The sequence below is a fragment of the Phocaeicola barnesiae DSM 18169 = JCM 13652 genome (genome assembly GCF_000374585.1).
GTDB classification, from domain to species: Bacteria; Bacteroidota; Bacteroidia; order Bacteroidales; family Bacteroidaceae; genus Phocaeicola; species Phocaeicola barnesiae.
In genome coordinates this window covers 249,110-272,932 of the sequence record NZ_KB894643.1, presented here as the reverse complement: position 1 = coordinate 272,932, position 23,823 = coordinate 249,110, and the positions used below count along the sequence as shown (strand labels likewise).

20 protein-coding genes are annotated in these 23,823 nt (G+C 49.8%); 16 read left to right on the top strand and 4 right to left on the bottom strand.

Annotated elements, in window-relative coordinates; genetic code table 11:
* The first annotated feature begins 250 nt into the window (after positions 1-250).
* Both C510_RS0101160 and truA read left to right on the top strand, forming a co-directional pair.
* Positions 251-925 carry a DUF5715 family protein gene (locus C510_RS0101160; RefSeq protein WP_025892119.1) on the top strand — a complete coding sequence of 225 codons (675 nt, stop codon included), beginning with the start codon at positions 251-253 and terminating at the stop codon, positions 923-925.
* Between the two features lie 4 nt (positions 926-929).
* Entirely contained in the window at positions 930-1,691 is a 762-nt protein-coding gene (truA, locus tag C510_RS0101155; protein WP_018709500.1) for a tRNA pseudouridine(38-40) synthase TruA, read from the top strand.
* Between the two features lie 2 nt (positions 1,692-1,693).
* Here truA and C510_RS0101150 read toward each other — a convergent pair whose 3' ends face one another.
* From C510_RS0101150 to C510_RS0101140, 3 genes are all read right to left on the bottom strand, one after another.
* Complete coding sequence (locus tag C510_RS0101150) at positions 1,694-2,461, bottom strand: TIGR03915 family putative DNA repair protein (RefSeq protein WP_018709499.1); 768 nt, start codon at positions 2,459-2,461, stop codon at positions 1,694-1,696.
* Positions 2,458-3,744 (bottom strand): putative DNA modification/repair radical SAM protein, encoded by a 1,287-nt coding sequence (locus C510_RS0101145; RefSeq protein ID WP_018709498.1) that lies wholly within the window; start codon positions 3,742-3,744, stop codon positions 2,458-2,460. Before C510_RS0101145 ends, C510_RS0101150 begins: the two co-directional genes overlap by 4 nt.
* A 151-nt stretch (positions 3,745-3,895) precedes the next feature.
* Positions 3,896-5,008, bottom strand: a complete 1,113-nt coding sequence (locus tag C510_RS0101140) for a glycoside hydrolase family protein (RefSeq protein WP_018709497.1) — start codon at positions 5,006-5,008, stop codon at positions 3,896-3,898.
* 406 nt (positions 5,009-5,414) lie between these two features.
* On the opposite strand from C510_RS0101140, the gene bla reads away from it, so the two are divergent.
* Positions 5,415-6,335, top strand: a complete 921-nt coding sequence (bla, locus tag C510_RS0101135; protein ID WP_018709496.1) for a class A beta-lactamase — start codon at positions 5,415-5,417, stop codon at positions 6,333-6,335.
* Positions 6,336-6,478: 143 nt separating this feature from the next.
* Here the strand turns inward: bla and C510_RS0101130 are convergent, their stop codons facing one another.
* Complete coding sequence (locus C510_RS0101130; protein ID WP_025892120.1) at positions 6,479-7,552, bottom strand: PD-(D/E)XK nuclease family transposase; 1,074 nt, start codon at positions 7,550-7,552, stop codon at positions 6,479-6,481.
* 283 nt (positions 7,553-7,835) lie between these two features.
* Between C510_RS0101130 and C510_RS0101125 the strand changes: the two genes are divergently transcribed.
* The 13 genes from C510_RS0101125 (at position 7,836) to C510_RS0101065 (ending at position 23,797) form a co-directional block, all read left to right on the top strand.
* Entirely contained in the window at positions 7,836-9,086 is a 1,251-nt protein-coding gene (locus C510_RS0101125; protein WP_018709494.1) for an efflux RND transporter periplasmic adaptor subunit, read from the top strand.
* 8 nt (positions 9,087-9,094) lie between these two features.
* Positions 9,095-9,727: a GIN domain-containing protein gene (locus C510_RS0101120; RefSeq protein ID WP_018709493.1), complete on the top strand. Its 633-nt coding sequence runs from the start codon at positions 9,095-9,097 to the stop codon at positions 9,725-9,727.
* The gene (locus tag C510_RS0101115) at positions 9,724-11,028 is read left to right on the top strand and encodes an ABC transporter permease (protein ID WP_018709492.1); all 1,305 of its coding nucleotides are present in this window, start codon (positions 9,724-9,726) and stop codon (positions 11,026-11,028) included. The genes C510_RS0101120 and C510_RS0101115 overlap by 4 nt, the downstream gene beginning before the upstream one ends.
* A 6-nt stretch (positions 11,029-11,034) precedes the next feature.
* On the top strand, positions 11,035-12,345 hold the full coding sequence (locus tag C510_RS0101110; RefSeq protein WP_018709491.1) for an ABC transporter permease: 1,311 nt from the start codon (positions 11,035-11,037) through the stop codon (positions 12,343-12,345).
* A 77-nt stretch (positions 12,346-12,422) separates the two neighbouring features.
* Positions 12,423-13,742 carry an ABC transporter permease gene (locus tag C510_RS0101105; RefSeq protein WP_018709490.1) on the top strand — a complete coding sequence of 440 codons (1,320 nt, stop codon included), beginning with the start codon at positions 12,423-12,425 and terminating at the stop codon, positions 13,740-13,742.
* Positions 13,743-13,746: 4 nt separating this feature from the next.
* Entirely contained in the window at positions 13,747-15,045 is a 1,299-nt protein-coding gene (locus tag C510_RS0101100) for an ABC transporter permease (RefSeq protein ID WP_025892121.1), read from the top strand.
* Positions 15,046-15,209: 164 nt separating this feature from the next.
* Positions 15,210-15,875 carry an ABC transporter ATP-binding protein gene (locus tag C510_RS0101095; RefSeq protein WP_025892122.1) on the top strand — a complete coding sequence of 222 codons (666 nt, stop codon included), beginning with the start codon at positions 15,210-15,212 and terminating at the stop codon, positions 15,873-15,875.
* 31 nt (positions 15,876-15,906) lie between these two features.
* A complete protein-coding gene (locus tag C510_RS0101090; RefSeq protein ID WP_025892123.1) occupies positions 15,907-17,199 on the top strand; it encodes an ABC transporter permease in 1,293 nt (430 codons plus the stop codon).
* Between the two features lie 35 nt (positions 17,200-17,234).
* Positions 17,235-18,500 carry an ABC transporter permease gene (locus C510_RS0101085; protein ID WP_018709486.1) on the top strand — a complete coding sequence of 422 codons (1,266 nt, stop codon included), beginning with the start codon at positions 17,235-17,237 and terminating at the stop codon, positions 18,498-18,500.
* Positions 18,501-18,521: 21 nt separating this feature from the next.
* On the top strand, positions 18,522-19,805 hold the full coding sequence (locus C510_RS0101080; RefSeq protein ID WP_018709485.1) for an ABC transporter permease: 1,284 nt from the start codon (positions 18,522-18,524) through the stop codon (positions 19,803-19,805).
* A gap of 54 nt (positions 19,806-19,859) precedes the next feature.
* On the top strand, positions 19,860-21,158 hold the full coding sequence (locus C510_RS0101075) for an ABC transporter permease (RefSeq protein WP_018709484.1): 1,299 nt from the start codon (positions 19,860-19,862) through the stop codon (positions 21,156-21,158).
* 32 nt (positions 21,159-21,190) lie between these two features.
* Entirely contained in the window at positions 21,191-22,540 is a 1,350-nt protein-coding gene (locus tag C510_RS0101070) for an ABC transporter permease (protein WP_018709483.1), read from the top strand.
* Between the two features lie 3 nt (positions 22,541-22,543).
* On the top strand, positions 22,544-23,797 hold the full coding sequence (locus C510_RS0101065; protein WP_018709482.1) for an ABC transporter permease: 1,254 nt from the start codon (positions 22,544-22,546) through the stop codon (positions 23,795-23,797).
* Positions 23,798-23,823: the final 26 nt, after the last annotated feature.

Here is a 23,823-nt window from a genome sequence, read left to right as displayed (position 1 = left end):
ACCTATTCACATTTTTTTATGTACTATAACCTGAAGTTATAATATCGGTTTTGGGGAGGCGTTCAGGTGCCTGGTGCTAGCGGTTGGACGCTCTTGGTCGGGGATTGGGAGGGAAGCATGATGGGTATCGGTTGATAGGGAGGTCCTTTCAAAGGATAAGCGTATTCATTCCCTCGTTTTTACTTATTAATTTTTACTTATTGATTTATTCTCTATCTTTGCACGGCTAAACATGAATTGAAAGAGAAATATGAAAAGATTATTGGGTATTTATGGTCTGGTCTTCTTGATGGGAAGCCTCATCTGTCTGGGGTGTAAAGAAGAGGCAAAAGACATGTCTATGAAAATGAACAATCCACACAATATCCGGGGAGTCATCAGTTATAAACGTTCGTTCGGCGATTTGAATGCTGTACAGCTGGCTACTGCCAAGAAAATCGGTATCCGTCCCATCGGTAGCCGTGAAGAAGCGGTCGGACTGGGAGAACGTCTGATTCACATCGTTCCTTGTGAACGGTATGATGTCGATTCACTGACGCACTCCATTCCTTATTTGATTCCACAGGCCAGTGCCTTGCTCGATACTATCGGAGTGAACTTCCTGGATTCATTGGAGAACAAGGGGTTGAATCCGAACAAGGTAATCGTCACTTCGGTAACCCGTACCAAGGAAGATGTGAAACGGTTACGCCGCACCAACGGAAACGCTTCGTTGAACTCCTGTCATTTCTACGGTACGACGTTCGATTTGAGCTGGAAACGTTTTGCCAAGGTGGAAGACCCGGATGGCCGTCCCATGCAGGATGTGAATGCCGATACCTTGAAGCTGGTGTTGTCGGAGGTATTGCGTGATTTGCGTAAGGCCGACCGTTGCTACGTAAAATATGAGTTGAAGCAAGGATGTTTCCACATTACCGCCCGTTGAGTTTATGCATCGATATTTCATTTATCTGGCCTATGACGGCACGAATTATCACGGATGGCAGATACAGCCGAACGGTGACAGTGTGCAGGAAACGCTGACACGCGGTCTGAAGACTTTTCTACGGGATGAGACCTTGGAAGTGACCGGGGCCGGTCGAACCGATGCGGGGGTACATGCCCGGCTGATGGTAGCGCATTTCGATTCTCACCGGCCGTTGGATGCAGATGTTGTGACTGATAAGTTGAACCGGATTCTGCCGCCGGACATTTCGGTGTACCGGGTGAGGGAGGTACGTCCGGACGCACATGCCCGCTTTGACGCGACTTACCGGACATACAAGTATTACATCACAACCCGGAAAGACCCGTTCAGCCGGGCGTATTCGTGGCGGATTTTCCAGCCGTTGGATTTCGAAACAATGAATGAGGCGGCGAAAACACTGTTCGATTACATCGATTTTACCAGTTTCAGCAAGCTGCATACAGATGTCAAGACCAACAATTGCAGAATCATGCAGGCACATTGGGAGCAGACGGGTCCTGACGAATGGGTGTTTACCATTCAGGCCGACCGTTTCCTGCGGAACATGGTACGGGCGGTGGTTGGTACGCTGGTAGAAGTGGGGCGCGGAAAACTTTCGGTGGAGGGTTTCCGAGAGGTCATCGAAGAAAAGAACCGCTGTAGTGCGGGAACTTCTGTTCCGGGGAATGCCTTGTTTCTGGTAGATATCGGTTATCCGGAGGCTCTTTTTAACCTGGATGAATAGGATTATCCCTTTTCGGTCAGGTATTTCCAATAGCGGACCGGCATGTCTTTCCGGTGTTTTACCGGATTGAGCCGTTCCTTGATGCAGATAGATTTGAAATAGCTTTTCCACAACTGCTGGAAAAGTTTTTCGTCTTTATCGAGGAGGCTGTCTTCCAGTTTTCCGGTCAACAGATGTTGCTGGTGAGGGTCGGCGAAGGTGATTTCGTTCACTTCCTTCCCGTCGTAATAATAGCCGTATTTCCGTTTGCCGTCGTAAATCAGCCAGCGCTGGTCGGCAAAACGGTCGCGGAAATGACCGATGGTGAGCGGATAAACGTTGTAGAGCGGTTCCATGACTCCGAAATAGATGCCTTCGGCCGTCTTCTGGAAACGCATGAATTGCAGGACCCGAGTCCGTTCATCGCTCACCTTTTTGCTCAGTTTGGCCATAGCCAGGATGTCAGGGTCGGTGAAATTGGTTTCGATGGAGCGAGGCGTATCGACTACTTTTCTCAGATAACGGAATAGCAGCATGGGCGTTTCGGGAAGTTCGGAAAGCCAGCATCGTGTCAGTCCGGACAAGGCGAAACGGGACAATTTCTTCTGCAAGGCTTTCCACACCCTTTCCGCCTTTTCAGTATCGGTGATGACGGTATGTACCTCGTCGTAGAACAGGGGGAGAGGAAGCTCTTCTGCCTGTAGCAAGTCCGGAAACTGTTTCCGGCTATAGGCATCGAAGAGGGCGGTCAGCAATCCCTCGAAGCTTTGGTCGTATCGGAAAATAATCATGGCTTTTCGTGGGTCGTAAACGAGTCTCCGAAGTCGAAACTCAGTTGTAAATCGTCTTTTTTCTTGGCCGGATGGGGAAGGAGGAGCTTGCGTACTTGTGTAGGACCCAGTTCCAGAATCGTCTTGTCTGGCAATTCGTTGCAGGTGATGAAGTACTTGGCTTTCTTCATGACCGCTCCCATCTTTTTCAGTTCATAGAAGCCTACGCGTGAAAAGCGGCGGGAGGTGACGATGAGTTTGGCCGAACGTACTCCGATACCCGGTACACGCAACAGGCTTTCGTAATCGGCCGTCTGGATATTGACCGGGAAAAATTCCGGGTGACGCAGAGCCCAGGCCAGTTTCGGGTCAATTTCCAAATCCAGGTCCGGGGTACGGTCGTCCACCAGTTCATCGACCTTGAATTCATAGAAACGGAGCAGCCAGTCGGCCTGATACAAGCGGTTCTCGCGGACCAGTGGCGGTTGTTTCAAGGCAGGGAGGCGCTTGTCGTAAGTATTCACGGAAATGTAGCCGGAATAATAGACACGCTTCATGGTAGGACGTTCGTAGAGGCTAGAGGAAACCCGGAGAATGTCACGGTCGGTCTCGGAGGTGGCACCGACTATCATCTGCGTGCTTTGTCCGGCCGGGGCGAAACGGGGCGCTTTCCGGTATTTCTTCCGTTCCTCGTTGCTCTCCAGTACCCCTTGCTGGATGTATTTCATGGGCAGGTACACGCTTTGGTGGTCTTTCTCCGGAGCCAGCCGTTTCAGGTTTTCTTCGGTAGGGATTTCCAGGTTGACGCTCAGACGGTCGGCATAGAGTCCGGCCTGACGGACCAGTTCCTCGCTGGCTCCCGGAATACTTTTCAGATGGATATAGCCGTTGAAGCGATGTACCTCGCGTAAATCCTTGGCCACACGTACCAGACGTTCCATGGTATAGTCGGGGTTGCGTACTACGCCCGAGCTGAGAAAAAGCCCTTCGATGTAGTTACGCCGGTAAAATTCCATGGTCAGGTCCACCAGTTCGCTTACAGAAAGGGTAGCCCGGGGAATGTCGTTGCTGATGCGGTTGATGCAGTAGGCGCAATCGTAGATGCAGTAGTTGGTGAGCATGATTTTCAGCAGGGAGATGCATCGTCCGTCTTCGGCGAAGCTATGGCAGATGCCCCATCCGCCGACGGTGTTTCCCACTCCTCCTTTGGAGTTGCGCCGGACGGTTCCGCTGGAAGCGCAAGATACGTCGTATTTGGCCGATTCCGCCAGTACCTTCAGTTTCTGTAATACCTGCTCGTTCATCTTTGTTGCCTTTGTTTCGTGGTATCAAAGGTAGAGAGAGTTTATGAGATGTGCAACTTCAGGCCCAGGAAATACATAACGGGTGAAACTCCTGGCATAATCGTACAACCAGAGTTCCACCCGTTATCTTTTGTTTAAAGTAAGATACGGCTTACCGTTTCATGTGGATGGCCTTATCGAATTCTGCCCAATGTTCGTCGGTCATGTTCGATGGAGTGAACAGGGCGACACCGGCCGCACCCGCTTCGATGGACCCGCGTACAGCTTCCATGATTTCAGAAGGAATCAGTCCGTGTCCTTCCGGGTCTTTGATATTGGCCTTGTTCTGCCAGTCGTGACAGATGAACAGACCGCTGTATACCGGAATCTTTCCGTTTACGGAGTTGACTTCTTCCTGGGTGATTTTGCCTACCCAGGAAGCCGGTTCCAGGTAGAAGTCGTTGTAGTTCATCGGGAAGAACGCGTCGATGTTCCATTTGTTCCATTCCTGGCGTACCAGTTTCTTGGCATACGATTCCGGTCCCGGGAAGACCGCTGCGCTGACTTTCTTACCTTTGGCATGTACTGTTTCGGCAATCTTGTTCACCAGGCTGGTGATGACGTTGTAACGGAACTGTTTCCATTCTTCACAGGTAGACGGGTCTTCTACACTCTTGATGTCGATACCGGTCGCAGCCTTGAAATCGGCTACACACTTGTCGCAATAGCAATAGTCGGCGGTAGGATATTCTTCGTTCATCACCAGACCGTATTTTTCCCACAGGCCGCGGGCCAGAATCACATCTACGTAGCGGATGTAGTCCAGATGGATGAAGTCCACTTCCGGAATATCGGCAATCTTTCCGTATTCAGTCACCAGATAGTTGATGACATCCGGGTTGTTCGGACACATGCATTTGTAATAAGGAACGTAGGCCTGTACGTTGTAGGCCGATTCGCCTTTCCGGTTTACGGCATACCAGGTAGAGTCTGCATCGCCTTTCAGCATCGATGGAATCCAGGCATGGTATTCCAGTCCGTTTGCATGGGCGATTTTGGCGGCACGGGTATGCTTTTCGACGTTGAATCCGCCGGCATTGTAGCACATACCGTCCAGTCCGTGCTCTTTCCATTTCTTGAAATCTGCCTGGATGGAGGCTTCTGTAGCGTCTCCGCCTTCCCCTTGCCAACCGTATACAGGAATTTTAGTCGTTGATTCGTCCGAGCATGAAGACATGCCCAGTACGCAGGCTGCCGCAACAGCCAAGAATGATTTTACTTTCATAGTTTTAGTATTGTTTAGTGATAGAGTTATTTTCAGATAACTGCTTGCCGGCCTGTATTTTCGGTTCTTCCGGCAATACATTCTTTGCAAATATCCGAAAAAAAAGTCTTTCTCAGGTTGTTTTAGGGAAAAAACTTCACGGTAAAGGTGGTCCTGGCGCGTTATCGGCTATTTCCCGTTTATCGTTTGTGCGGATTCTGTCTTTTCATTATTTTCCGGACAATTGTCTTTTCATGCGAAAAAACGGTTATTTTTGTAAAGTGCTAGGTCTCGGAAAAACAAACGGACATTTTGTGTGAAACGAACGTTCGTATCACACAAGACAAACGTTCGTTTTGCTTCGAATGAACGTTCGTTTTTTCAAGGGATGAAAAGTGGTGTTTGCGGTTGATAAAATTCAGGACTTATGGGAATACAGATGATAAAGACAAGGTATATCGGTAGATTGTTTTTGACAGGTATATTGTGGGGCATATCCGTTTGGGCATGGGCGCAACCGGATGCCTCGTTGAGGCAGGAACTGGCAAATCGGATAAAGAATTGCCGGGCGCAGGTGGGGGTTGCTCTTGTGGTGGATGGGAAAGACACGCTGACTTTGTTTAATGAGGTGCCTTATCCGTTGATGAGTGTGTATAAACTCCATCAGGCGATGGCCGTAGGAAAGTATCTGCATGAGCGGGGGAGAACTTCGGAGAGCCGCATCGCAATTGGAAAAGAAGATTTGAAACCGGATACATACAGCCCGTTACGCGACAAGTATCCCGACGGAAATGTGTCGTTATCGGTACGGGAGTTGTTGGAATACACGTTGCAATGGAGCGATAACAATGCCTGTGATATCTTGTTTGCGCATACCGGAGGAACCGCCGGAACGGACCGTTACATCCGTTCGTTGGGCTTGAAGGAGTTTGCGATTTCGAGTACGGAAGATGAGATGCACCGGGATTTGGACAAATGCTACGATAATTGGAGTTCTCCGCTTGAGATGGCCCGGTTGTTGGAAATACTTTTTACGACTGATTTGGAGATGGGAGAGTTCCAGCCGTTGATTCGGCAGATTCTAATGACCTGTCGTACCGGACTGAACCGTTTACCCAAGCCGTTGGAAAGTAACGGGGCGCAGATTGCCCATAAGACGGGAACGGGAGACAAGAATGCCGCAGGTGCCCTTATCGGAATCAACGATGCTGGGATGGTTTTTCTACCGGACGGGCGACGGTATACCTTGGTCGTGTTCGTGAAGGATTCCTGGGAAAGTATGGAAAAAACGGAACAGCTTATTGCCGATGTATCGGAAATCGTTTACCGGTATGTTACCGGGAAATAGTGGTTGATTAAGGATTGGATTCCACGTTTAGGGTAGGGGCGGGGGTTGCCCGCCCGAATACATCACATTTTGTTTTTAGTAGGTTGGTAAGTTAAGACAGATTCCGGAAAGTTCCATGTCTTCTGCCAGCAACACACCGTTGTTTATAAAGCTTCTATTTCCGCTTCGCTCAGACCGGTGGCCTGCATTATCTGTTCGGTAGTGAAGTGCAAAGACTTCAGGTTACGTGCAATGGATTTTCTTTCTTCTGCACGACCTTCTGCACGACCTTCAACACGACCTTCTGCATGTCCTTCAGCCCGTCCTTCAGCTCTTCCTTCCTCTAACCCTTTCGCTCGCCCTTCCTCTAGCCCTTCAGCTCTTCCTTCCTTTAGTCCTTGCTTCCATCCGGCTTCACGGGCATCTTCTTCCACTATGCGGCTTACCCGGTAACGGTCCAGTGCCTTGTCGTAGGCAATGCGGTCTTCCAGGGAAAGGTTGGCTACGGCAGCCAGTTCTTCCAGTCGGTTGAAAACCTGTTCTTTCAATGCTTCGGGCATTCGGTTCCAGTGTTGCATATTCTTCAGGGTATAAATCAGTTTGTCATACAGAGTTTCACAATCGTTGAGTTCCTTCGTGAAATAAGGGAACTGAAGAAAGATTTGCCGGAAATGCGGATTGACTTGTTTACCACTTTCCCGGTCGGCTATCACGGTATCCGTACGGAACTTGGCTTCCAGTTCCGGTTCACGGAAGTTCATCAGGAAGATGCCGTACACCGTAGAGAGCTTGTATCTCGCTCCGTAGTAGTCCGCTTTCGCTTCGTTCAACATGAAGTCGTCTTCCTCTTCCGGGGCAGGATTTTCGGTGCGGAGTTCCCGTTCTTTCTTTCGTTTCTCGCGTATGTTCTCCACCTGTCTTCCGATGGCACGACACATGTAGAATAAGGTCCGGTCCAGGAAATTGCTATGGAAACGGTTCTGCATTTCCACGATGATGTATTCGCCTGTCGTTGTCAGGCAATAAAGGTCGTAGATGATACCCGCGTCGTCCAGGTTGTCGGAGTGATTCTCCTTGTCCAGGAAGGTCAGGTTCTCTATTTGGTGCTCACCGGCCAACAGCTCGTTCAGTAACGTGATGAGTAGTTCCTTACTGGCTGGTTGGCCGAAAATAATCTTGAAGCCGATGTCGGTAAACGGATTCACGAAGTGTCCGCAAGTCAAATCCTTGTTGCTCATGTTTCTTCCTTCTTTTTGCAAAGATACATTTTTTTGTGATGAAACCCAATGAAAACACTTGTAATTGATGGATTTCCAGTCTGGAAGAATGGATGTTTTCGTGTCCGCCTGGATTTCCGCTCTTGTGTCCGGAAATGAGAGGGTATGTATTCCAAAACCGTACAGAGTGTTCGGAATCGGACACTCTGATTTTTTAACTTTCCTTGTGAATCAGTTAGTTGCGGTTTTGGCACGTATCTTGCTCGGGAAATGTGTAAAAAGTCATTTATATAAACAGATAGTTATGGATAGGGAAATACCTAAAGAAGTGCGTACCAAGGAACGCAACAAGCGGATTATCAAATATGGAGGTATCGGGGGAGGATGCGTAGTGCTTCTCATCGTACTGATTTCATTGATGCGGAGCAGTGTGAAAGAGAAAGACCTCGTCTTTTCGGAAGTGAGTCAGGGCACCATCGAGGTGAGTGTCAGTGCATCGGGAAAAGTGGTTCCGGCTTTCGAGGAAATCATCAACTCGCCCATTAACACCCGTATCTTGGAAGTCTATAAGAAAGGGGGCGATAGTGTGGATGTAGGCACCCCCATTCTGAAACTGGATTTGCAGAGTGCCGAGACCGAATACAAGAAGCAGTTGGACGAGGAGCAGATGAAACGGTACCAGTTGGAGCAGTTGAAGGTGAACAACAATACGTACCTGAGTGACCTGGAGATGCAGGTGAAGGTGGCCGAGATGAAGGTGAACCGTATGGAAGTGGAACTCCGGAACGAACGTTACCTGGATAGCCTGGGCTCCGGTACCACGGACCGGGTACATCAGGCGGAACTGAACTTCAAGACCGGAAAGCTGGAACTGGAACAATTGCACCAGCAGCTGGCCAACGAGCGGAAAGTAAAAGCCGCCGATTTGAAAGTCAAGCAGCTGGAATATGAAATCTTCCTCAAGGGATTGGCGGAGACCAAACGAACCTTGGACGATGCGCAGGTACGCTCGCCCCGTAAGGCCATCCTGACGTACATCAACAACCAGATTGGCGCGCAGGTGACCGAAGGTTCGCAGATAGCCGTCATTTCCGATTTGAGCCACTTTAAGGTAGAAGGCGAGATAGCCGATACGTATGGCGACCGTGTAGCCGCCGGTGGAAAGGCCATCGTCAAGATTGGTAGCGAGAAGCTGGAAGGTCAGGTGAGCAGCGTGACACCGTTGTCGAAGAACGGAGTCATTTCCTTTACCGTACAACTGGTGGATGATAGCAACCGCCGTCTCCGTTCGGGTTTGAAGACCGATGTCTATGTGATGAATGCCGTCAAGGAAGATGTATTGCGCATAGCCAATGCCAGCTATTACGTAGGTCGTGGCGATTATGAGCTCTTCGTACTGGACGGTTCGAACGAACTGGTGAAGCGGAAAGTCCAGTTGGGCGATTCCAATTTCGAATACGTGGAAGTGGTTTCCGGACTCCAGCCGGGCGACCGGGTAGTGGTGAGCGACATGAGCCAGTATAAGAACAAGAACAAGTTGAAACTTAAAAAATAAATACGACAATGAAGACTAATTTTTTGAAGAAAGTGATGGGATGGTTGATGGTAAGTGTTTTTTGTGTCATCGAAGCTATGGCCGGAACCGGTGAAACCGTCAAAAAGAATTGGAAAGTAGGGAATTTCTCCTCCATCGAATTCAATTCGGTGGCTCAAATCTTCTTTGTGCAATCGGACAAGTGTTCGATGACGGTAGAAGGAAAGCAGGAAGAGGTAGATAACCTGATCGCTGAAGTGAAGGGAGGGTGTCTGTATATCGACAACAAAAATCGGAAATCCAAAGTTTCTGCCCGGAACCAGAAGCAGGGAGTGAAGATTTACCTGTCGGCTCCTATGTTGGAGGAAGTCCGTTTCAGTGGGGTAGGTACCTTCTATTGCAAGGAACCGATGAAACTGGGTGATGTGGATTTCAAGGTGGAAGGAGTCGGAAGTCTGGAAGTGAAAGATTTGACCTGCGATGACCTGACGGTATCGCTTTCGGGAGTGGGAAATGCCGAGTTGCACGTAGATTGCGCGGACCTGGATGCCTCCGTAGAAGGGATTGGTAGTGTAACATTGAGCGGAAAGGCTGATAGGGCACACGTGGAGCGTAGCGGGATAGGTAGCGTGAATACGAAGCATCTAAAGGTCGGTTTATGATTTTGAACTATTTCAGACAAGCCTGGACGCTTGTCAGACAACACAAACTTTTTACTAGTATATACGTGGTGGGCACAGGCCTGTCCATCGCCCTGGTGATGACGTTGTTCATCATCTTTTATGTGAAGTTCGGCCCGGTCTATCCGGAGTATAACCGGGACCGGACGCTGGTTGTCAAGCCTATAAAACGTTATCCGAAGGGAAAGCCCGAAAACTGGACTATCAACGGTGGTATGGCTTATTATGTGATTGATGAAATGCTTGTAGACCTGCCCCATGTGGAGTTGGTAGCCGGTAGTATGTTTGATTCTTGGGAAAATTATCAGGTGTCTGCTACTGGTGTAAAACCTTTCAAGGCAGTTCCCCGTTTTGCCAACGAAGACTTCTGGAAACTCTTTTCTTTCCGTTTCATCGAAGGCCACCCTTTTACACAGGAAGATGTTGAAGCCAAGTCACCGGTAGCCGTCCTTAACGAATCACTGGCCAGACGCCTGTTTGCTACGGTCGAAGGAGTGACGGGGCGTCATTTCAGTTTCAATGGGCGTGATTATCGGGTGTGTGGTGTGGTGCAGGATGTATCCAATGCCACTCCCGAAACGGTAGGCGACCTTTGGCTACCCTTGCTCAATGCGCAACACATCCAGAAAGAATTGGGTAGTATGGGGTTATTGGGTAATGTGTACGCTTACCTGTTGGTAGATGATGAGGCGAATGTTGAAACAGTGCGTAGTGAGGTACAGGATGTGTTCCGCCGATATTCCCAGCAGGACAAAGACTATGAATACGACCTGATGGGGCAACCGGACAGGTATTGGCTCAGTACCTTCCGTCAGGAATTGGAGAAGGTACCGGATACCATGGAGCTGGCAAAAGACTTTCTTTATATCTTGCTGGCTTTGCTTTTCATTCCGGCGTTGAACCTGAGTGGTATGATTTCATCGCGGATGGATAGCCGTATTTCAGAGTTGGGCATCCGCAAGGCATACGGGGCTACGCGTCGCCGGTTGTTGGAGCAGGTGCTTTGCGAGAATCTCTTGTTGACCTTGTTGGGTGGACTGGTGGGATTGGTGTTCTCATATTTGATTGTATGGACGGCCAGCGATTGGATTCTGACACTATTCGACAAGAACATTAACGATACTTCCCTTTCCACTTCGTTCACGGTAGAGATGTTGTTCAATCCTGCGGTATTCGGCATTGCCTTGGCCGTGTGCGTAGTGCTCAATGTGGTATCGGCACTTGTACCCGCTTTGTATGCGTTGAGGCACCCCATCATGGAATCGTTGAACTCGAAAAGATAGAATGTCATGATACGAACTATTTTACATCAACTTTGGAACCAGCGTCGTCAGAACGGATGGATATTTCTTGAATTGCTGGTTGTCAGTTTTTTCTTGTGGACAGTTATCGATCCAATTTATGTATTGACCGCCAACCATGCTATCGACCGTGGCTATAATCCCGAAGGACTTTATGTGGTGAACATCGGCATGTACGACGCGACGAACGGGAACTTCAATCCCGATATGGCTTCCGACTCTATGAATCTGGTGGCTTACCATCGTATCGCCCGTATAGTGCGTGAGCAGCCAGAGGTGGATAGCTGGACTATTTCCGCTAACCAAAGTTTTCCTAACAGCAATTCGTGGAGCGGAACACAAGTTTTTGCCGATACCGCCTCTTTACATAAAAGAGAAGGCTACGTACATGCCCAGTGGTACAATTTTATAACACTGGATGGCAGTAATCTGCTCCGTACCTACGGCATGAAGGATGCCCGTACGGGGGGTGATATCCGGTTACCCGAACAGACTCAAGGAAAAGTCTTCATCTCTGAACTGTTAGCCCTACGTCTATTCGGTACGGCAGATGCAGTTGGGAAAAAAGTTTATGAGGACGATGAACCTTCAGAAGTGGCAGGTGTATTCCGTGACTTCAAGCACCGTGATTACGAACAGCCTTATCCGCTCATTGTCCACATGTATGATGATATACACGGAAGTCCTTACATGGCATGGATGTATCCTTTTGTTATCCGTTTGAAGCCGGGTGTGGATGCTTCAGCTTTCAAGAAACGTTTCCAGCAGGAAGTGGGACCTCAGCTTTCCGTCGGTAACTTCTATTTTGATAGTTTGAAGGAGTTTTCGGCCTTGAGCGAGGCCTATGCGATGGAAAGCGGTGTTACAAACAAGCTCCGCCTGCAATACGCCTTGACTGGTTTCGCTCTGCTTTGTATCTTCTTGGGCATGGTGGGCACCTTCTGGATTCGTAGCAATGCCCGTAGGGAAGAGATAGGTGTGATGCGTAGTATGGGAGCTTCGCAAAGGTGTATTGTGCGACAATTCCTTATCGAGGCTTGGTTGTTGCTTACATTAGCTTTCATACTGGTAATCCCATTACTACTCTATCATGCGCAAGCCAACGGACTATATGCAGTGGAAATGAACCGTTATTTTGTACCAAATCCGGCATACGGGCAAAACCGCTTCGGTTTCCATTTTATGGTTGTCTTGATAATCAGTTATCTGATACTGTTGCTTATTGCCCTTATCGGTACTTATATTCCGGTACGCCGGGCAGCCCGGACATTGCCTGCCGATGCCTTGCGCGATGAATGATAGCGTGGGATATGTTGACAGAAGCATGATATTCCAGTGTTGAGCGCTTTTCTCGTCTCTATAATGAAAGAATACAAATGATAAAGATTTATTTCAAACAAGCCTTTGCATTGATGAGGCAGAACCGCCTCTTCAGTACGCTTTACATTACCGGTACGGGACTGGCTATTGCTATGACGGTAATTGTAGCGGTAGTTTACTATGTGAAGCTGGCACCGGTGTATCCCGAGGAAAACCGGGGGAATACGTATTACTTGTCGGGAACATCTTTCGAGCGGAACAAGGACGGTCGCTTTCAGTCGTGGAGCTTTGCTTACTCGTATAGGGCGTTGCAGGAGTGGTTTTATCCGTTGAAGAATGCCCGTGAGGTGAGTGCTTCTACTTTCGGAGCTGTGAAGTACATTCAGCCTTCCGATCGTAGCGGGGATTTTCCGGTGCAGATTGTAGAAACCGATCCGGCTTATTTTCGGATTTATGCGTTTTCTTTCTTCGATGGGCAACCTTTTACTCAGTCCGATCTGGAAAGTGGTATGCGCAAGGCTGTTATAACAGACAAGTTGGCCCGTCGTTTGTTTGGAAAGGAGAACGGAGTTATCGGATGTCAGTTTCTGCTGGATTACGAAACTTATCAAGTTTGTGGAGTGGTTCGTGGTGCCAGCCACCTGACAAACCGTTCGTACGCAGACCTGTATGTGCCTTATAGTACGGTGGATGGATATCGTGATCCGGCATATTCAGAAGTCCCTTATTGTGGCCCTTTCCAAGTAACGGTATGGGTGGAAGACGGAAAGCAGGGTGAGGCCTTGTGTGAAGAAGTTCATGAAATTGTACGGAAGCAGAATTTGTTGCACGAGGTCGATGGCCTGAAGATGAACATTGAGAAGGATCCGGTTTCCCATTTACGTGCATCTTTGATGATGTCGGTCGGTGGAGGAGAGGGCGACTGGTGGAGAGCTGTCCGCTATCTATTATTCATCTTGTTGACTTTATTGCTGGTGCCTGCATTGAACTTGAGCGGATTAATCGCTAGCCGAATGGAGAGCCGTTTGCCTGAAATGGGGGTTCGCAAGGCTTTTGGAGGGAGAAGAAGCAAGTTGCTCTCGCAAGTGCTTTGGGAGAATTTCCTGTTGACTTTGGTTGGGGGAGTACTGGGTATGGTAGTAGCTTGGATTGCTTTATATGGTTGTCGGGAATGGGTGTTCCGTGTATTCGATCGTTATGCATGGTTGGTGCCTGATGGTACTGATGTTTATGTATCGGGTGAAATGCTGTTTGCACCTTCCGTTTTCTTGATAACTTTACTCTTCTGTTTGATACTGAACATACTTTCGGCCCTCATACCGGTATGGTTGTCTCTACGTAATCCGATTGTATATTCACTTTATGAGAAAAGATAAAACTATGTTTAAACTTATTCTTAAAATGCTATGGTTCCGTCGGCATCGCAACGGTTGGCTACTGGCTGAATTGATTGTTGTGTGCATTGTGTCTTGGGCGATATTTGACCCGGTAGTGGTTGTGACGCATGACCGGATGATTCCTTTGGGATATGATGCCGATCGTCTCTGTTTGGTATCGCTGAATGTATTTCGCCCCAATGCTCCCGGTTTTGACAGACAGGCCACAGATTCGGCTTCGCTGATAAGGGCTTACGACAATCTGGTACAGAGAGTGCGTAACTATCCCGAGGTAAAACATGCAACTCCTCTTTTAGGGTGGCTGTATCCTAATTCACAAGGACAAGGAGTTATGACACGGATGCCTGTGGAAGATACCATTCCTTGCCGGATGCGTTACATTGAGTTTTTACCTCACACACAGTTTTTCGAAACGTATGGCTTTCGTCCGGGCAAGGGAATGACATTGGAAGAACTTTCAGATTATCCTTACAAGGATGGTGATTTGGTCCTTTCGGAAAATACGTTGGAAACATTCTTTCATACAGACAATCCTCAGGGATGCCGCTTTTGGCAAATTCATAGCCAAGACACACTGTATACGGATGTAGTAGGTACTACAGGTACTTTCCGCATGTATAGTGACTGGCAACCCATACCTGTGGCTTTTGTTCCGATGAATTCCATTGACTTGAGTTATTTTCCCAGTGATGTAAAAATATTGGTTCGGCTGGAAGAAGGGGTTAGTATGGATCGGTTCTTGCACCGGTTTCATCCGTGGATGGTGCGTGAACTGCGTGCGGGTAATTTGTATGCACAAAAGGTGGAGTCTTATCAGCAATTGATAACCAACCGCGAGTATAAAACGGGAACGATGACACTTTACCAACGAAACGTGGCGATGGCGGTGTTCTTCCTTATCAATTTGTGCCTGGGTGTGTCCGGGACCTTTTGGGTGCAGACTCGCAATCGTCGTGAAGAAGTTGGTATTATGTTATCTTACGGTGCTACTCGGGGAGCAATTGTTCGTTTCTTATTGGGTGAAGGCATTGTGCTGACTACAGTTTCTACTCTGGTAGGCTGTCTGTTTTATTTGCAATATGCTATCAGTGAAGGATTGGCCCAAGGGCAGACAGGCATGGAAACGACCGGTTCTTATTGGGTGCATAACTTCGGTCTGCACTTCTTCATCGTTTCGTTCATCATTTACCTGATTCTATTGGTAGTGGTGCTGGTAGGTATCTACATTCCTGCCCGGAAGATAAGCGCCATTTCGCCCACGGATGCTTTGCGCGATGAATGAAACCGTACGATAAAAGCGGACAGGGTGTTCGGAAACGGACACCCTTGATTTTGCTAAAATGCAGATAATCAATGAAAATTGTTTTTGGCACGACTTTTGACTATCAGATATTGAAAATAGAAAAACAAGAATTTGTATCACTTAATAACGATTAGACTATGAATATGATTGAATTGACTGGAATCAACAAGATTTACCGTACCAATGAAATAGAGACTCAGGCACTGGAGAACGTGAACCTGAATGTGGAAAAGGGGGAATTCCTCAGTATCATGGGGCCTTCCGGATGTGGAAAATCAACCTTGCTGAACATCATGGGATTACTGGACGCGCCGACAAGTGGAACCATCCGGATAGCCGGAACGCTGGTAGAAGGCATGAAGGACAAGGAACTGGCTGCCTTCCGTAACAAGAACCTGGGATTTGTCTTCCAGTCGTTCCACTTGATTAATTCCTTGAATGTGATAGACAATGTGGAACTTCCGCTCCTGTACCGGAATGTATCGGCGAAGGAACGCCGTCACCTGGCCGAAGAAGTGCTGAAGAAAGTAGGATTGAGCCATCGTATGCGTCACATGCCGACCCAGCTCTCCGGTGGTCAGTGCCAGCGTGTAGCCATCGCCCGTGCCATCATTGGAAATCCGGAAATCATTCTGGCCGACGAACCGACCGGTAACTTGGATTCCAAGATGGGTGCCGAAGTCATGGAGTTGTTGCATCAGCTCAATCAGGAAGACGGACGCACCATCGTGATGGTAACTCACAACGAAGAACAGGCCCGACAGACTTCGCGTACGGTACGTTTCTTCGACGGACGTCAGGTGGGATAATATGTGAACTGAATAAAACATGACACGAATGATGATCAGACAATATTTTCAACAGGCATGGGCGCAACTCCGCCAACAACCCCTCATCAGTGCGGTGACGGTAGCGGGTACGGCACTTTCCATTTTCCTCATCATGCTGGTGGTGATGATGCAGCAGGTGAAGGTAGCTCCTTTCTCACCCGAGAGCAACCGTGACCGCTTCCTGCATGTGAAGTGGGGAAGTATTACGAATGAGGCTTGGGGAGAGAGTACCAGTAACGGTCCGCTGAGTGTACGGACCGCCCGTGAAGTCTATGGTAAAATGACCACTCCCGAAGCGGTAACCATTTATTCTGTATTTTCAAAATCCCGTCCGGTCAGCTTACCGGGACAACCTGCCATTTCGGTGGATGTACGAGAGACCGATAATCAGTTCTGGACGGTCTTCGATTTTGTCTTTATCGATGGAAAACCTTATGATCAGGCTACCTTCGATGCCGGCCAGCCTGTAGCGGTCATCACCGAAAGTGTGGCACGGCACTTGTTCAAGACTACCCAAGTAACAGGAAAGGAGTTCCTGTTGGCTCATGCGCCTTATCGGGTGTGCGGGGTGGTGAAAGATGTCTCTACGTTAGCCGAGACCGCTTATGGTCAAGTATGGATTCCCTATACATCGACCGACCAGATAAACAATACCTGGAACGAGGATTTGATGGGATTTGTCAGTTGTACCATGTTGGCACGTGACCGTAGTGATTTCCCGGCCATCCGCGAGGAGGCGAACCGTCGGTTGGACGAATACAACAAGCTGATAGGTGAGGACGGGTGGAAATTCATCAACCGTAACCGGCCTTACGACCAGGAAAAGAATGTACTTGCCACCGGTGCCAATTGGGAGCCCGATGTAAAAGTTGAACGCCGTAACCGCTTCATCATTTTTCTTATCCTGCTTATTGTTCCGGCCATCAATCTGAGTAGCATGACCCAGAGCCGTTTGCGTCGGCGCATCAGTGAAATCGGAGTACGCCGTGCTTTCGGATGTACCCGTATGGAGCTTCTGGGACAGATATTGGGGGAAAATCTGGTCATTACCTTGCTGGCCGGTATTTTGGGCTTGCTGATGAGTTTCCTTTTCGCTTATTGGGGCAATGAATTGATTTTTGCCCAGCAATATAGCATGACTCTCAATCCTCCGACCGTGGATGCGTCCATTCTGATACATGCTTCTACCTTCGGTTGGGCTTTGCTTTTTTGCTTTATTCTGAATCTGCTGAGTACCGGTATTCCTGCCTGGCGTGCGTCAAGGATGAATATTGTAGAAGCGATAGGAGGAAAGAATCATTAAATGAATAGAATAGAGAGTCGACTAAAATATCGAATATGGAAAAGAAATTATTTACACAAATACGCAATGAGTGGCATAGTAACCTGTGGTTGGCGCTTGAGTTGCTGGTAGTGAGTGTGGTGATGTGGTACATCATCGACCTGCTTTATAGCCGCATTGCGACATATATGGAACCGCGCGGATTCAATACCGAGCATTGTTACCTGATAGAAATGGGGGTACTTACCGATAAGAGTCCCGATTTCACACCTTATAGCGATACGCACAAGCAAAGTGATGAGGTACGTGAATTGGTGGAGCGTCTGCGCCATCGTCCGGAAGTGGAGGCGGTCAGTCTTTCTCAGAACTCCTATCCTTACAACGGCAGCAATTCGGGACTGGATGTGATGTATGATACCCTTCATGCTCCTGGCTGGACTATTCGCCGTTTGGCAACTCCTGACTTTTGCCGTGTATTCCAATACAAGGGAACCCGGGGAGAAACGTCCGAGCAATTGGCGGAACTTTTGGAACGGGGTGATTTTCTGGCATCGGACAACCTATATCATCACTATCAGATATCCATGACTTCGCTGGTGGGTAAAAAGGCATTCCGTTTCAATTGGAGTAGTCCCGATGATAGTACGGAATACCGTTTGGGAGCTGCCTTGCAGAATGTCCGTTATAGCGATTACGAGCAGGGACGTTTCTGCTACTCGATGTTGTATAACTTGAATTTGATAGGCGAAGGATGGATCAATGCGGACAACGAACTTTGTGTCCGTGTCCGTGCCGAACATGACAAGAATTTCATTGAGAATCTGAAGGCTGATAGTGAAAAACAGTTCCGGGTAGGAAACCTCTACATCAGCGATATACGTAGTTTTGTGGATATCCGCCGGAATTACCAGCAATCCTACGCCAACGAATTGCGTAACTACATCGTAGGCATGGGCTTCCTCCTGCTCAACATCTTCCTGGGCCTGCTGGGCACCTTCTGGTTCCGTACCCAGCAACGGCATTCCGAAATAGCCTTGCATAAGGCACTGGGAGCTACCAATGGCGATGTTTTCCGCCGGCTCATGGCCGAAGGCTTGTTCCTTCTCATCCTTGTGACGGTACCAGCCATCATTATCGACATCGTACTTGCTCAGAATGAATTGAATGCCTGGCATAACGGAACGACGCTGGAATGGAACCGCCTGTTGCTTTGTGCTTCCGCCACGTTTGTCCTGATAGCCCTGATGATAGGCATCGGTATTGGTATTCCCGCCCGCCGCGCCATGAAGGTGCAGCCCGCCGAAGCCTTGCACGATGAATGATTTAACCGAAAAAAGAACAGTATGTTTACACAATATTTCAAACAAGCCCTCTGGCACCTGCGTGAGAATCCCGTCATCAGCTGGATTTCCGTACTGGGTACGGCCTTGTCCATCTGTATGATTATGGTCATTGTCATTACCTTGCGGGCACGTATCGCCGATTGCGAACCGGAAGTGAACCGTAGCCGTTCGCTTTATGTGCCCAACATGTCCTACCGGGCCAAGGGCGATACCAGCGGAAGCTCTGCCAATTCACGCATGTCGGTACAGACAGGGCGCGAGTGCTTCAAGGCATTGACTACCGCCGAGGCCGTTACCTTGGTGTCACAACCCGGTAAGGTGCGGGCTTCGTTACCAGCCGGAGCCAAGATGACTATCGATAAAGTAGAAACCGATGAGGCTTTCTGGCACATATTCCGATTCCGTTTCCTCGACGGGAAACCTTTTACCGGAGCCGATGTACAGAGCGGATTGCCACGGGCCGTCATCGCCGCTTCTGTAGCCCGCCGGCTGTTCGGACGTACGGATGTGACGGGGCAACACTTGGAGCTGAACCACGTGGATTTCCAGGTGTGCGGCGTGGTGGCCGATGTCTCCATGCTGGCTACGGATGCCTACGCCCAGGTGTGGATACCTTACACGGCAGGCGATGCAGAGGCCAGTACATGGGGGTACAACCTGATGGGGCAGATGCGGGCCGTTATCCTGGCCCGTAGTGCCGATGATTTCCCGGCTATCCGTGAGGAATGTGAACGTTTGAGACAAAAATACAACGATATGCAAGATGGTGTGGAAGTGTTTTACCGGGGCCAACCGGATACCCAATTCACCCACCTTTACCGTTCGTGGTCGCAGGTTCCCGATGTGCAGGGAGTTGTTCTCCGTTATCTCGTCGTCATTCTGGTTCTCCTCATCGTGCCCGCCATCAACCTGAGCAGCATGACGCTCTCGCGGATGCGTCGGCGGATGGCGGAAATCGGGGTGCGGAAAGCTTTTGGAGCTACGGCCAACGAATTGTTACGACAGGTGTTCGTCGAGAATCTGATGTTGACTTGTCTGGCGGGTTTGCTGGGATTGTTGTTGAGTTATGCGGTCACGTTCGTATTGAACGGTTTCCTGTTCGGTAACTCCATCAATGCCTATTATTCCGGAGAGACTACCTTGACGGCAGGTGCCTTGCTGAGCCCGTGGATATTTCTGGTAGCCTTTGCCTTCTGCCTGCTGATGAACCTGCTCAGTGCGGGAATTCCGGCCTGGAGGGCTTCGCGGATGAACATCGTAGAAGCGATAAACGGAAAAATGTAAGCAAGTAACGGGCACTTGCGGATAATTTGTGAAAAACAGAGAATAAGACACTTTATGAGAACGATATTCCGACAATTAAGAAATGAATGGCGAAGCAACTTTTTCCTGGCGCTGGAGTTGCTGGTAGTCTTTGTGGTATTGTGGTACATCGTAGACTGGTGTTGTGTAACGGCACGTGTCTATTTTGCACCGATGGGCTTCGATACAAATCATTGCTATTGCCTGATGTTGAATCGGCTGACGCCTAACTCGGCTCTTTATGAAGCCGGCCGTACACCGGAAAACGATATGGATGATATGCTGGAGATAGCCGAACGCCTGCGTCATCGTCCCGGTGTAGAGGAAGTAGCCATCTCTCAGAACAGTATTCCTTATGGAGACGGTAGTAATGGTCTTACGGTGTGTGTAGACACGGTACCTGTCCATGCCATGCATCGTTGGGTGCAACCCGACTTCATGCGGCTGTTCCGCATACAGGGCGTAGCCGTACAGGGGGCGGACGGACAGACGGTCTATACCACGAGTCCCGATTCGCTGGCTTCTGTCTTGAATTCGGGTACCCTCATCCTCTCACGTAATGTAGCGGCCGATTACGAGGAACTCCATCTGCCCGACGCCACTCCGTTATTGGGACGTCAGTTACCTTTGGGGGAACCCGATAATGATTTCCGGAGGCGGGTAGCCGGTATCGCCGAACCTATGCGCTGGAGCCATTTCCAGACTTCCGACCAGTGGGGAGGGCCTTTCATCGCTACCGACCTTTCGCGCGAGGTCATGATTGAATTCGAGAATCCGGCGTATTTGCAATTGAGCGTGCGCGTAAAGCCGGAAGCCGACCATGATTTCGTTGAAGGACTGATGAATGATGCCGACCGGCTTTACCGCATAGGCAATGTGTATATTTTAAATGTATTGCCTTTCCATCAGTTGCGTACGATTGAAGAACTGGAAGATGTGAACGAAGTCAAGACCCAGCTTTGCATCCTGGGTTTTCTGCTGCTGAATATCTTCCTGGGCGTTGTCGGCACTTTCTGGTTCCGCACGCAGCACCGCCGTCAGGAAGTCGCCCTCCGCATGGCGTTGGGGAGTACCCGTCAGGGCGTGTTCATTCGCCTGATAGCCGAAGGGTTGCTCCTGTTCGTCGTGGCGATGATACCCGCTTCGCTCATTGCGTTGAATATCGGTATCGCCGACTTGGTGGATGTCTCGTGCCTGCCTTTCGATACGCTTCGCTTCTGTATAGCTCTGTCGGTGACGGCAGTACTCATGGCCCTGATGATTGTTCTGGGCATCTGGTACCCCGCCCGCCGCGCCATGAAGGTGCAGCCCGCCGAAGCCTTGCACGATGAATGATAGGAATGTGGAATCTTTAAAATGACTCGGGTATGAAGTATTCTTTTGGACATAACTTACGGTTACTCTTGAACCAGCTGAACCAGCACCGTTTCTATACGGCGGTGTGTGTAGTAGGAACGGCGGTTACCATGGCCTTTGTGATGGTGGTGGTAATGGTTTACGATTTCCGTACGGCCGATGTAGCGCCGGAAACACGTCGTAGCCGGGTGCTTTATAATTACGGTACCCAGTGTATGCGTCCCGACGGTACCAACATGTGGGGGTATCGGGGATTGGGACCGACGGCTTTCCATGCTTTCTTTGATGACCTGCCGGGGGTGGATGAACTGACCTTCCACGGAGGACTCCGCAAGGCGGTGTGTGCCTTGCCTGCCTCGTCCGACCGTCATTCGGTATTGATTCGTCCCGTAGCGGCCAACTGGTTTGAATTTTTCCGTTACGATTTTCTGGCGGGACGTCCGTTCACCCAGGCTGAGTACGATGCCGGGCGGGCCGCTCTCGAGAAGGCCGATGACGAATGGCGGAGCGTCCGCAACCGCGATGACGGTGTGGTACGCCGGTTCGTCGTCATCAGTGAAAAACTGGCAGGAGAGTTGTTCGGAGGAACCGCCGAGGCGGTAGGCAAGCAATTCCTGCTGGATTTCCAGGAGGTCCGTGTCGTAGGTGTGGTACGTAATGTCAGCTCCATATTCCAGACGGCCTACGCCGATGTATGGGAACCGTTTACGTTGATCTACGAAGAAAATATGGACCCTTCTACCAGCACCGGCGGTTTGATAGGATTTCACTATACCGTCCTTCACTTGTCGTCAGATGCGTCACCGGATGAAGTACGTGCCGAGGTGAACCGCCGGATGGAACAGCTCAACAAACAGGGGTTGGAGTATATCCTTCAGGATCCGCGTCTGTATACGCATACGGAGTACACCTTCTTCCGCGATGGAAGCATCCATGCGGGGCTGGTTTATGGATTGTTGCTGGTGATTCTGCTGGTAGTGCCCGCCGTAGGCATATCAGGACTGGTCCATGCCCAGATGCAGAGCCGGTTGGGCGAGATAGCCATCCGCAAGGCGTATGGGGCCTCCAATGCCGACATCATCGGACGGTTGTTTGCCGAGAGCCTGTGTACCACCTTGATGGGCGGTGTACTGGGTTATGCGTTGTCGTGTGTGTTGGTAGTGGCAGGCGGTACGTGGTTGTTCGGTACTGGTGGTGTGGAACTGGAAGGTATCGTGTTGGGTAGCGACCTGTTGTTACGTCCGACGTTGTTCTTGACGGTACTGGCGGCCTGTCTGGTGTTCAATGCCTTGTCCGTATTGTTGCCCGCCTGGATAGCCGTACACCGGAGTATCTCATATACATTGACAGGAGGAGAATAAGCTATGTGGAAACAGATTTTCAATCAGATATGGAACCAGCGGCGTACCAACGCCTGGCTTTGGACTGAATTGTGTATCGTAACCGTATTGTTGTGGTATGGGGTCGATGTGGTGTACAATTACGAAGGGGCAGCCTGGCAACCCAAGGGATATGATACCTCGTGTGTGTTCGACCTGACGATGGGTACCAAACCGATGGATTTTATCAACGATGCCGACAACCGGCGGGCAGGAGAAGATTTCACTTACCTGTATAACCTGATAAAGGATTATCCCGGCGTGGAAGAAGTTTGCGCCTATTACGGGAGTGTTCCTTATACGGATGAGGTGATGTCCGAAGGATATGCGCCGCATACCGATTCTACGCATGTGGTAAATTGTTACATCAGATACGTGACCTCTTCCTACTTCAAGGTGTTCCGCCTGAATCCGTTGGCCGGGCAGTTGGACGAGGAACATTGGTCGTCGGCCGAGAATCCCGTCCCCACACTGATGAGTGTAGACTTGGTGGATTCTCTGTTCCAGTTGCCTCATGCGGCCGATGCCGTGGGCAGGACCTGTTTCAATCCCTATTGGCTGAACACGAAGCATCCGGTGACCAACTATCGGGTATCGGCCGTCCTGCCTCGCCACAAGCTGGGCGACTATGAGCGCTACGAGCCTTTCATCTACCTGCCTGCCGACAAGGCCTTGTTCTGGCAACACGTGGCACTACGGGTTTCGCCCGATCAGGTGGCCGGTTTTGCCGAACGTTTCCGGCGTGACATGCAGCCGGTGTTCGACCGGGGCATCTTCTACCTGGACAACATCCGCTTGTATGGAGATATGAAAGAGGCTTATGACATTCAGAAAGGCACGGTGAATTACCTCAATACGGTCTATACTGTAGCCGCATTCTTTCTGTTCAATGTCTTCCTGTGTGTGTTCGCCACCTTCTGGTATCGCACCCGCAAACGTCGGTGCGAGGTGGCTCTCCGCATGGCCTTGGGAAGCAGCCGGAGGCAGGTGATGCGGTATTTCTTGCTCGAAGGACTTGTTCTCCTGTTGATGGCGGTGATACCGACGCTGCTGATTGCCCTGAATATCCAATGGGCCGACCTGACGGTACATACACTGGTCGATGTCTCGGCGGCCCGTTTCGGTGGCTGTTTCGGGGTGGTGCTCCTGCTCATGGCCCTGATGATTGTCCTGGGCATCTGGTACCCCGCCCGCCGTGCCATGCAGGTGCAGCCCGCCGAAGCCTTGCACGATGAATGATTTTTGTTGAACCCTATTATCCCTGG

Coding starts and splice junctions, on each gene's coding strand:
- C510_RS0101160 (WP_025892119.1), top strand. CDS start 251: ATGAAAAGATTATTGGGTATTTATGGTCTGGTCTTCTTGATGGGAAGC.
- truA (WP_018709500.1), top strand. CDS start 930: ATGCATCGATATTTCATTTATCTGGCCTATGACGGCACGAATTATCAC.
- C510_RS0101150 (WP_018709499.1), bottom strand. CDS start 2,461: ATGATTATTTTCCGATACGACCAAAGCTTCGAGGGATTGCTGACCGCC.
- C510_RS0101145 (WP_018709498.1), bottom strand. CDS start 3,744: ATGAACGAGCAGGTATTACAGAAACTGAAGGTACTGGCGGAATCGGCC.
- C510_RS0101140 (WP_018709497.1), bottom strand. CDS start 5,008: ATGAAAGTAAAATCATTCTTGGCTGTTGCGGCAGCCTGCGTACTGGGC.
- bla (WP_018709496.1), top strand. CDS start 5,415: ATGGGAATACAGATGATAAAGACAAGGTATATCGGTAGATTGTTTTTG.
- C510_RS0101130 (WP_025892120.1), bottom strand. CDS start 7,552: ATGAGCAACAAGGATTTGACTTGCGGACACTTCGTGAATCCGTTTACC.
- C510_RS0101125 (WP_018709494.1), top strand. CDS start 7,836: ATGGATAGGGAAATACCTAAAGAAGTGCGTACCAAGGAACGCAACAAG.
- C510_RS0101120 (WP_018709493.1), top strand. CDS start 9,095: ATGAAGACTAATTTTTTGAAGAAAGTGATGGGATGGTTGATGGTAAGT.
- C510_RS0101115 (WP_018709492.1), top strand. CDS start 9,724: ATGATTTTGAACTATTTCAGACAAGCCTGGACGCTTGTCAGACAACAC.
- C510_RS0101110 (WP_018709491.1), top strand. CDS start 11,035: ATGATACGAACTATTTTACATCAACTTTGGAACCAGCGTCGTCAGAAC.
- C510_RS0101105 (WP_018709490.1), top strand. CDS start 12,423: ATGATAAAGATTTATTTCAAACAAGCCTTTGCATTGATGAGGCAGAAC.
- C510_RS0101100 (WP_025892121.1), top strand. CDS start 13,747: ATGTTTAAACTTATTCTTAAAATGCTATGGTTCCGTCGGCATCGCAAC.
- C510_RS0101095 (WP_025892122.1), top strand. CDS start 15,210: ATGATTGAATTGACTGGAATCAACAAGATTTACCGTACCAATGAAATA.
- C510_RS0101090 (WP_025892123.1), top strand. CDS start 15,907: ATGATCAGACAATATTTTCAACAGGCATGGGCGCAACTCCGCCAACAA.
- C510_RS0101085 (WP_018709486.1), top strand. CDS start 17,235: ATGGAAAAGAAATTATTTACACAAATACGCAATGAGTGGCATAGTAAC.
- C510_RS0101080 (WP_018709485.1), top strand. CDS start 18,522: ATGTTTACACAATATTTCAAACAAGCCCTCTGGCACCTGCGTGAGAAT.
- C510_RS0101075 (WP_018709484.1), top strand. CDS start 19,860: ATGAGAACGATATTCCGACAATTAAGAAATGAATGGCGAAGCAACTTT.
- C510_RS0101070 (WP_018709483.1), top strand. CDS start 21,191: ATGAAGTATTCTTTTGGACATAACTTACGGTTACTCTTGAACCAGCTG.
- C510_RS0101065 (WP_018709482.1), top strand. CDS start 22,544: ATGTGGAAACAGATTTTCAATCAGATATGGAACCAGCGGCGTACCAAC.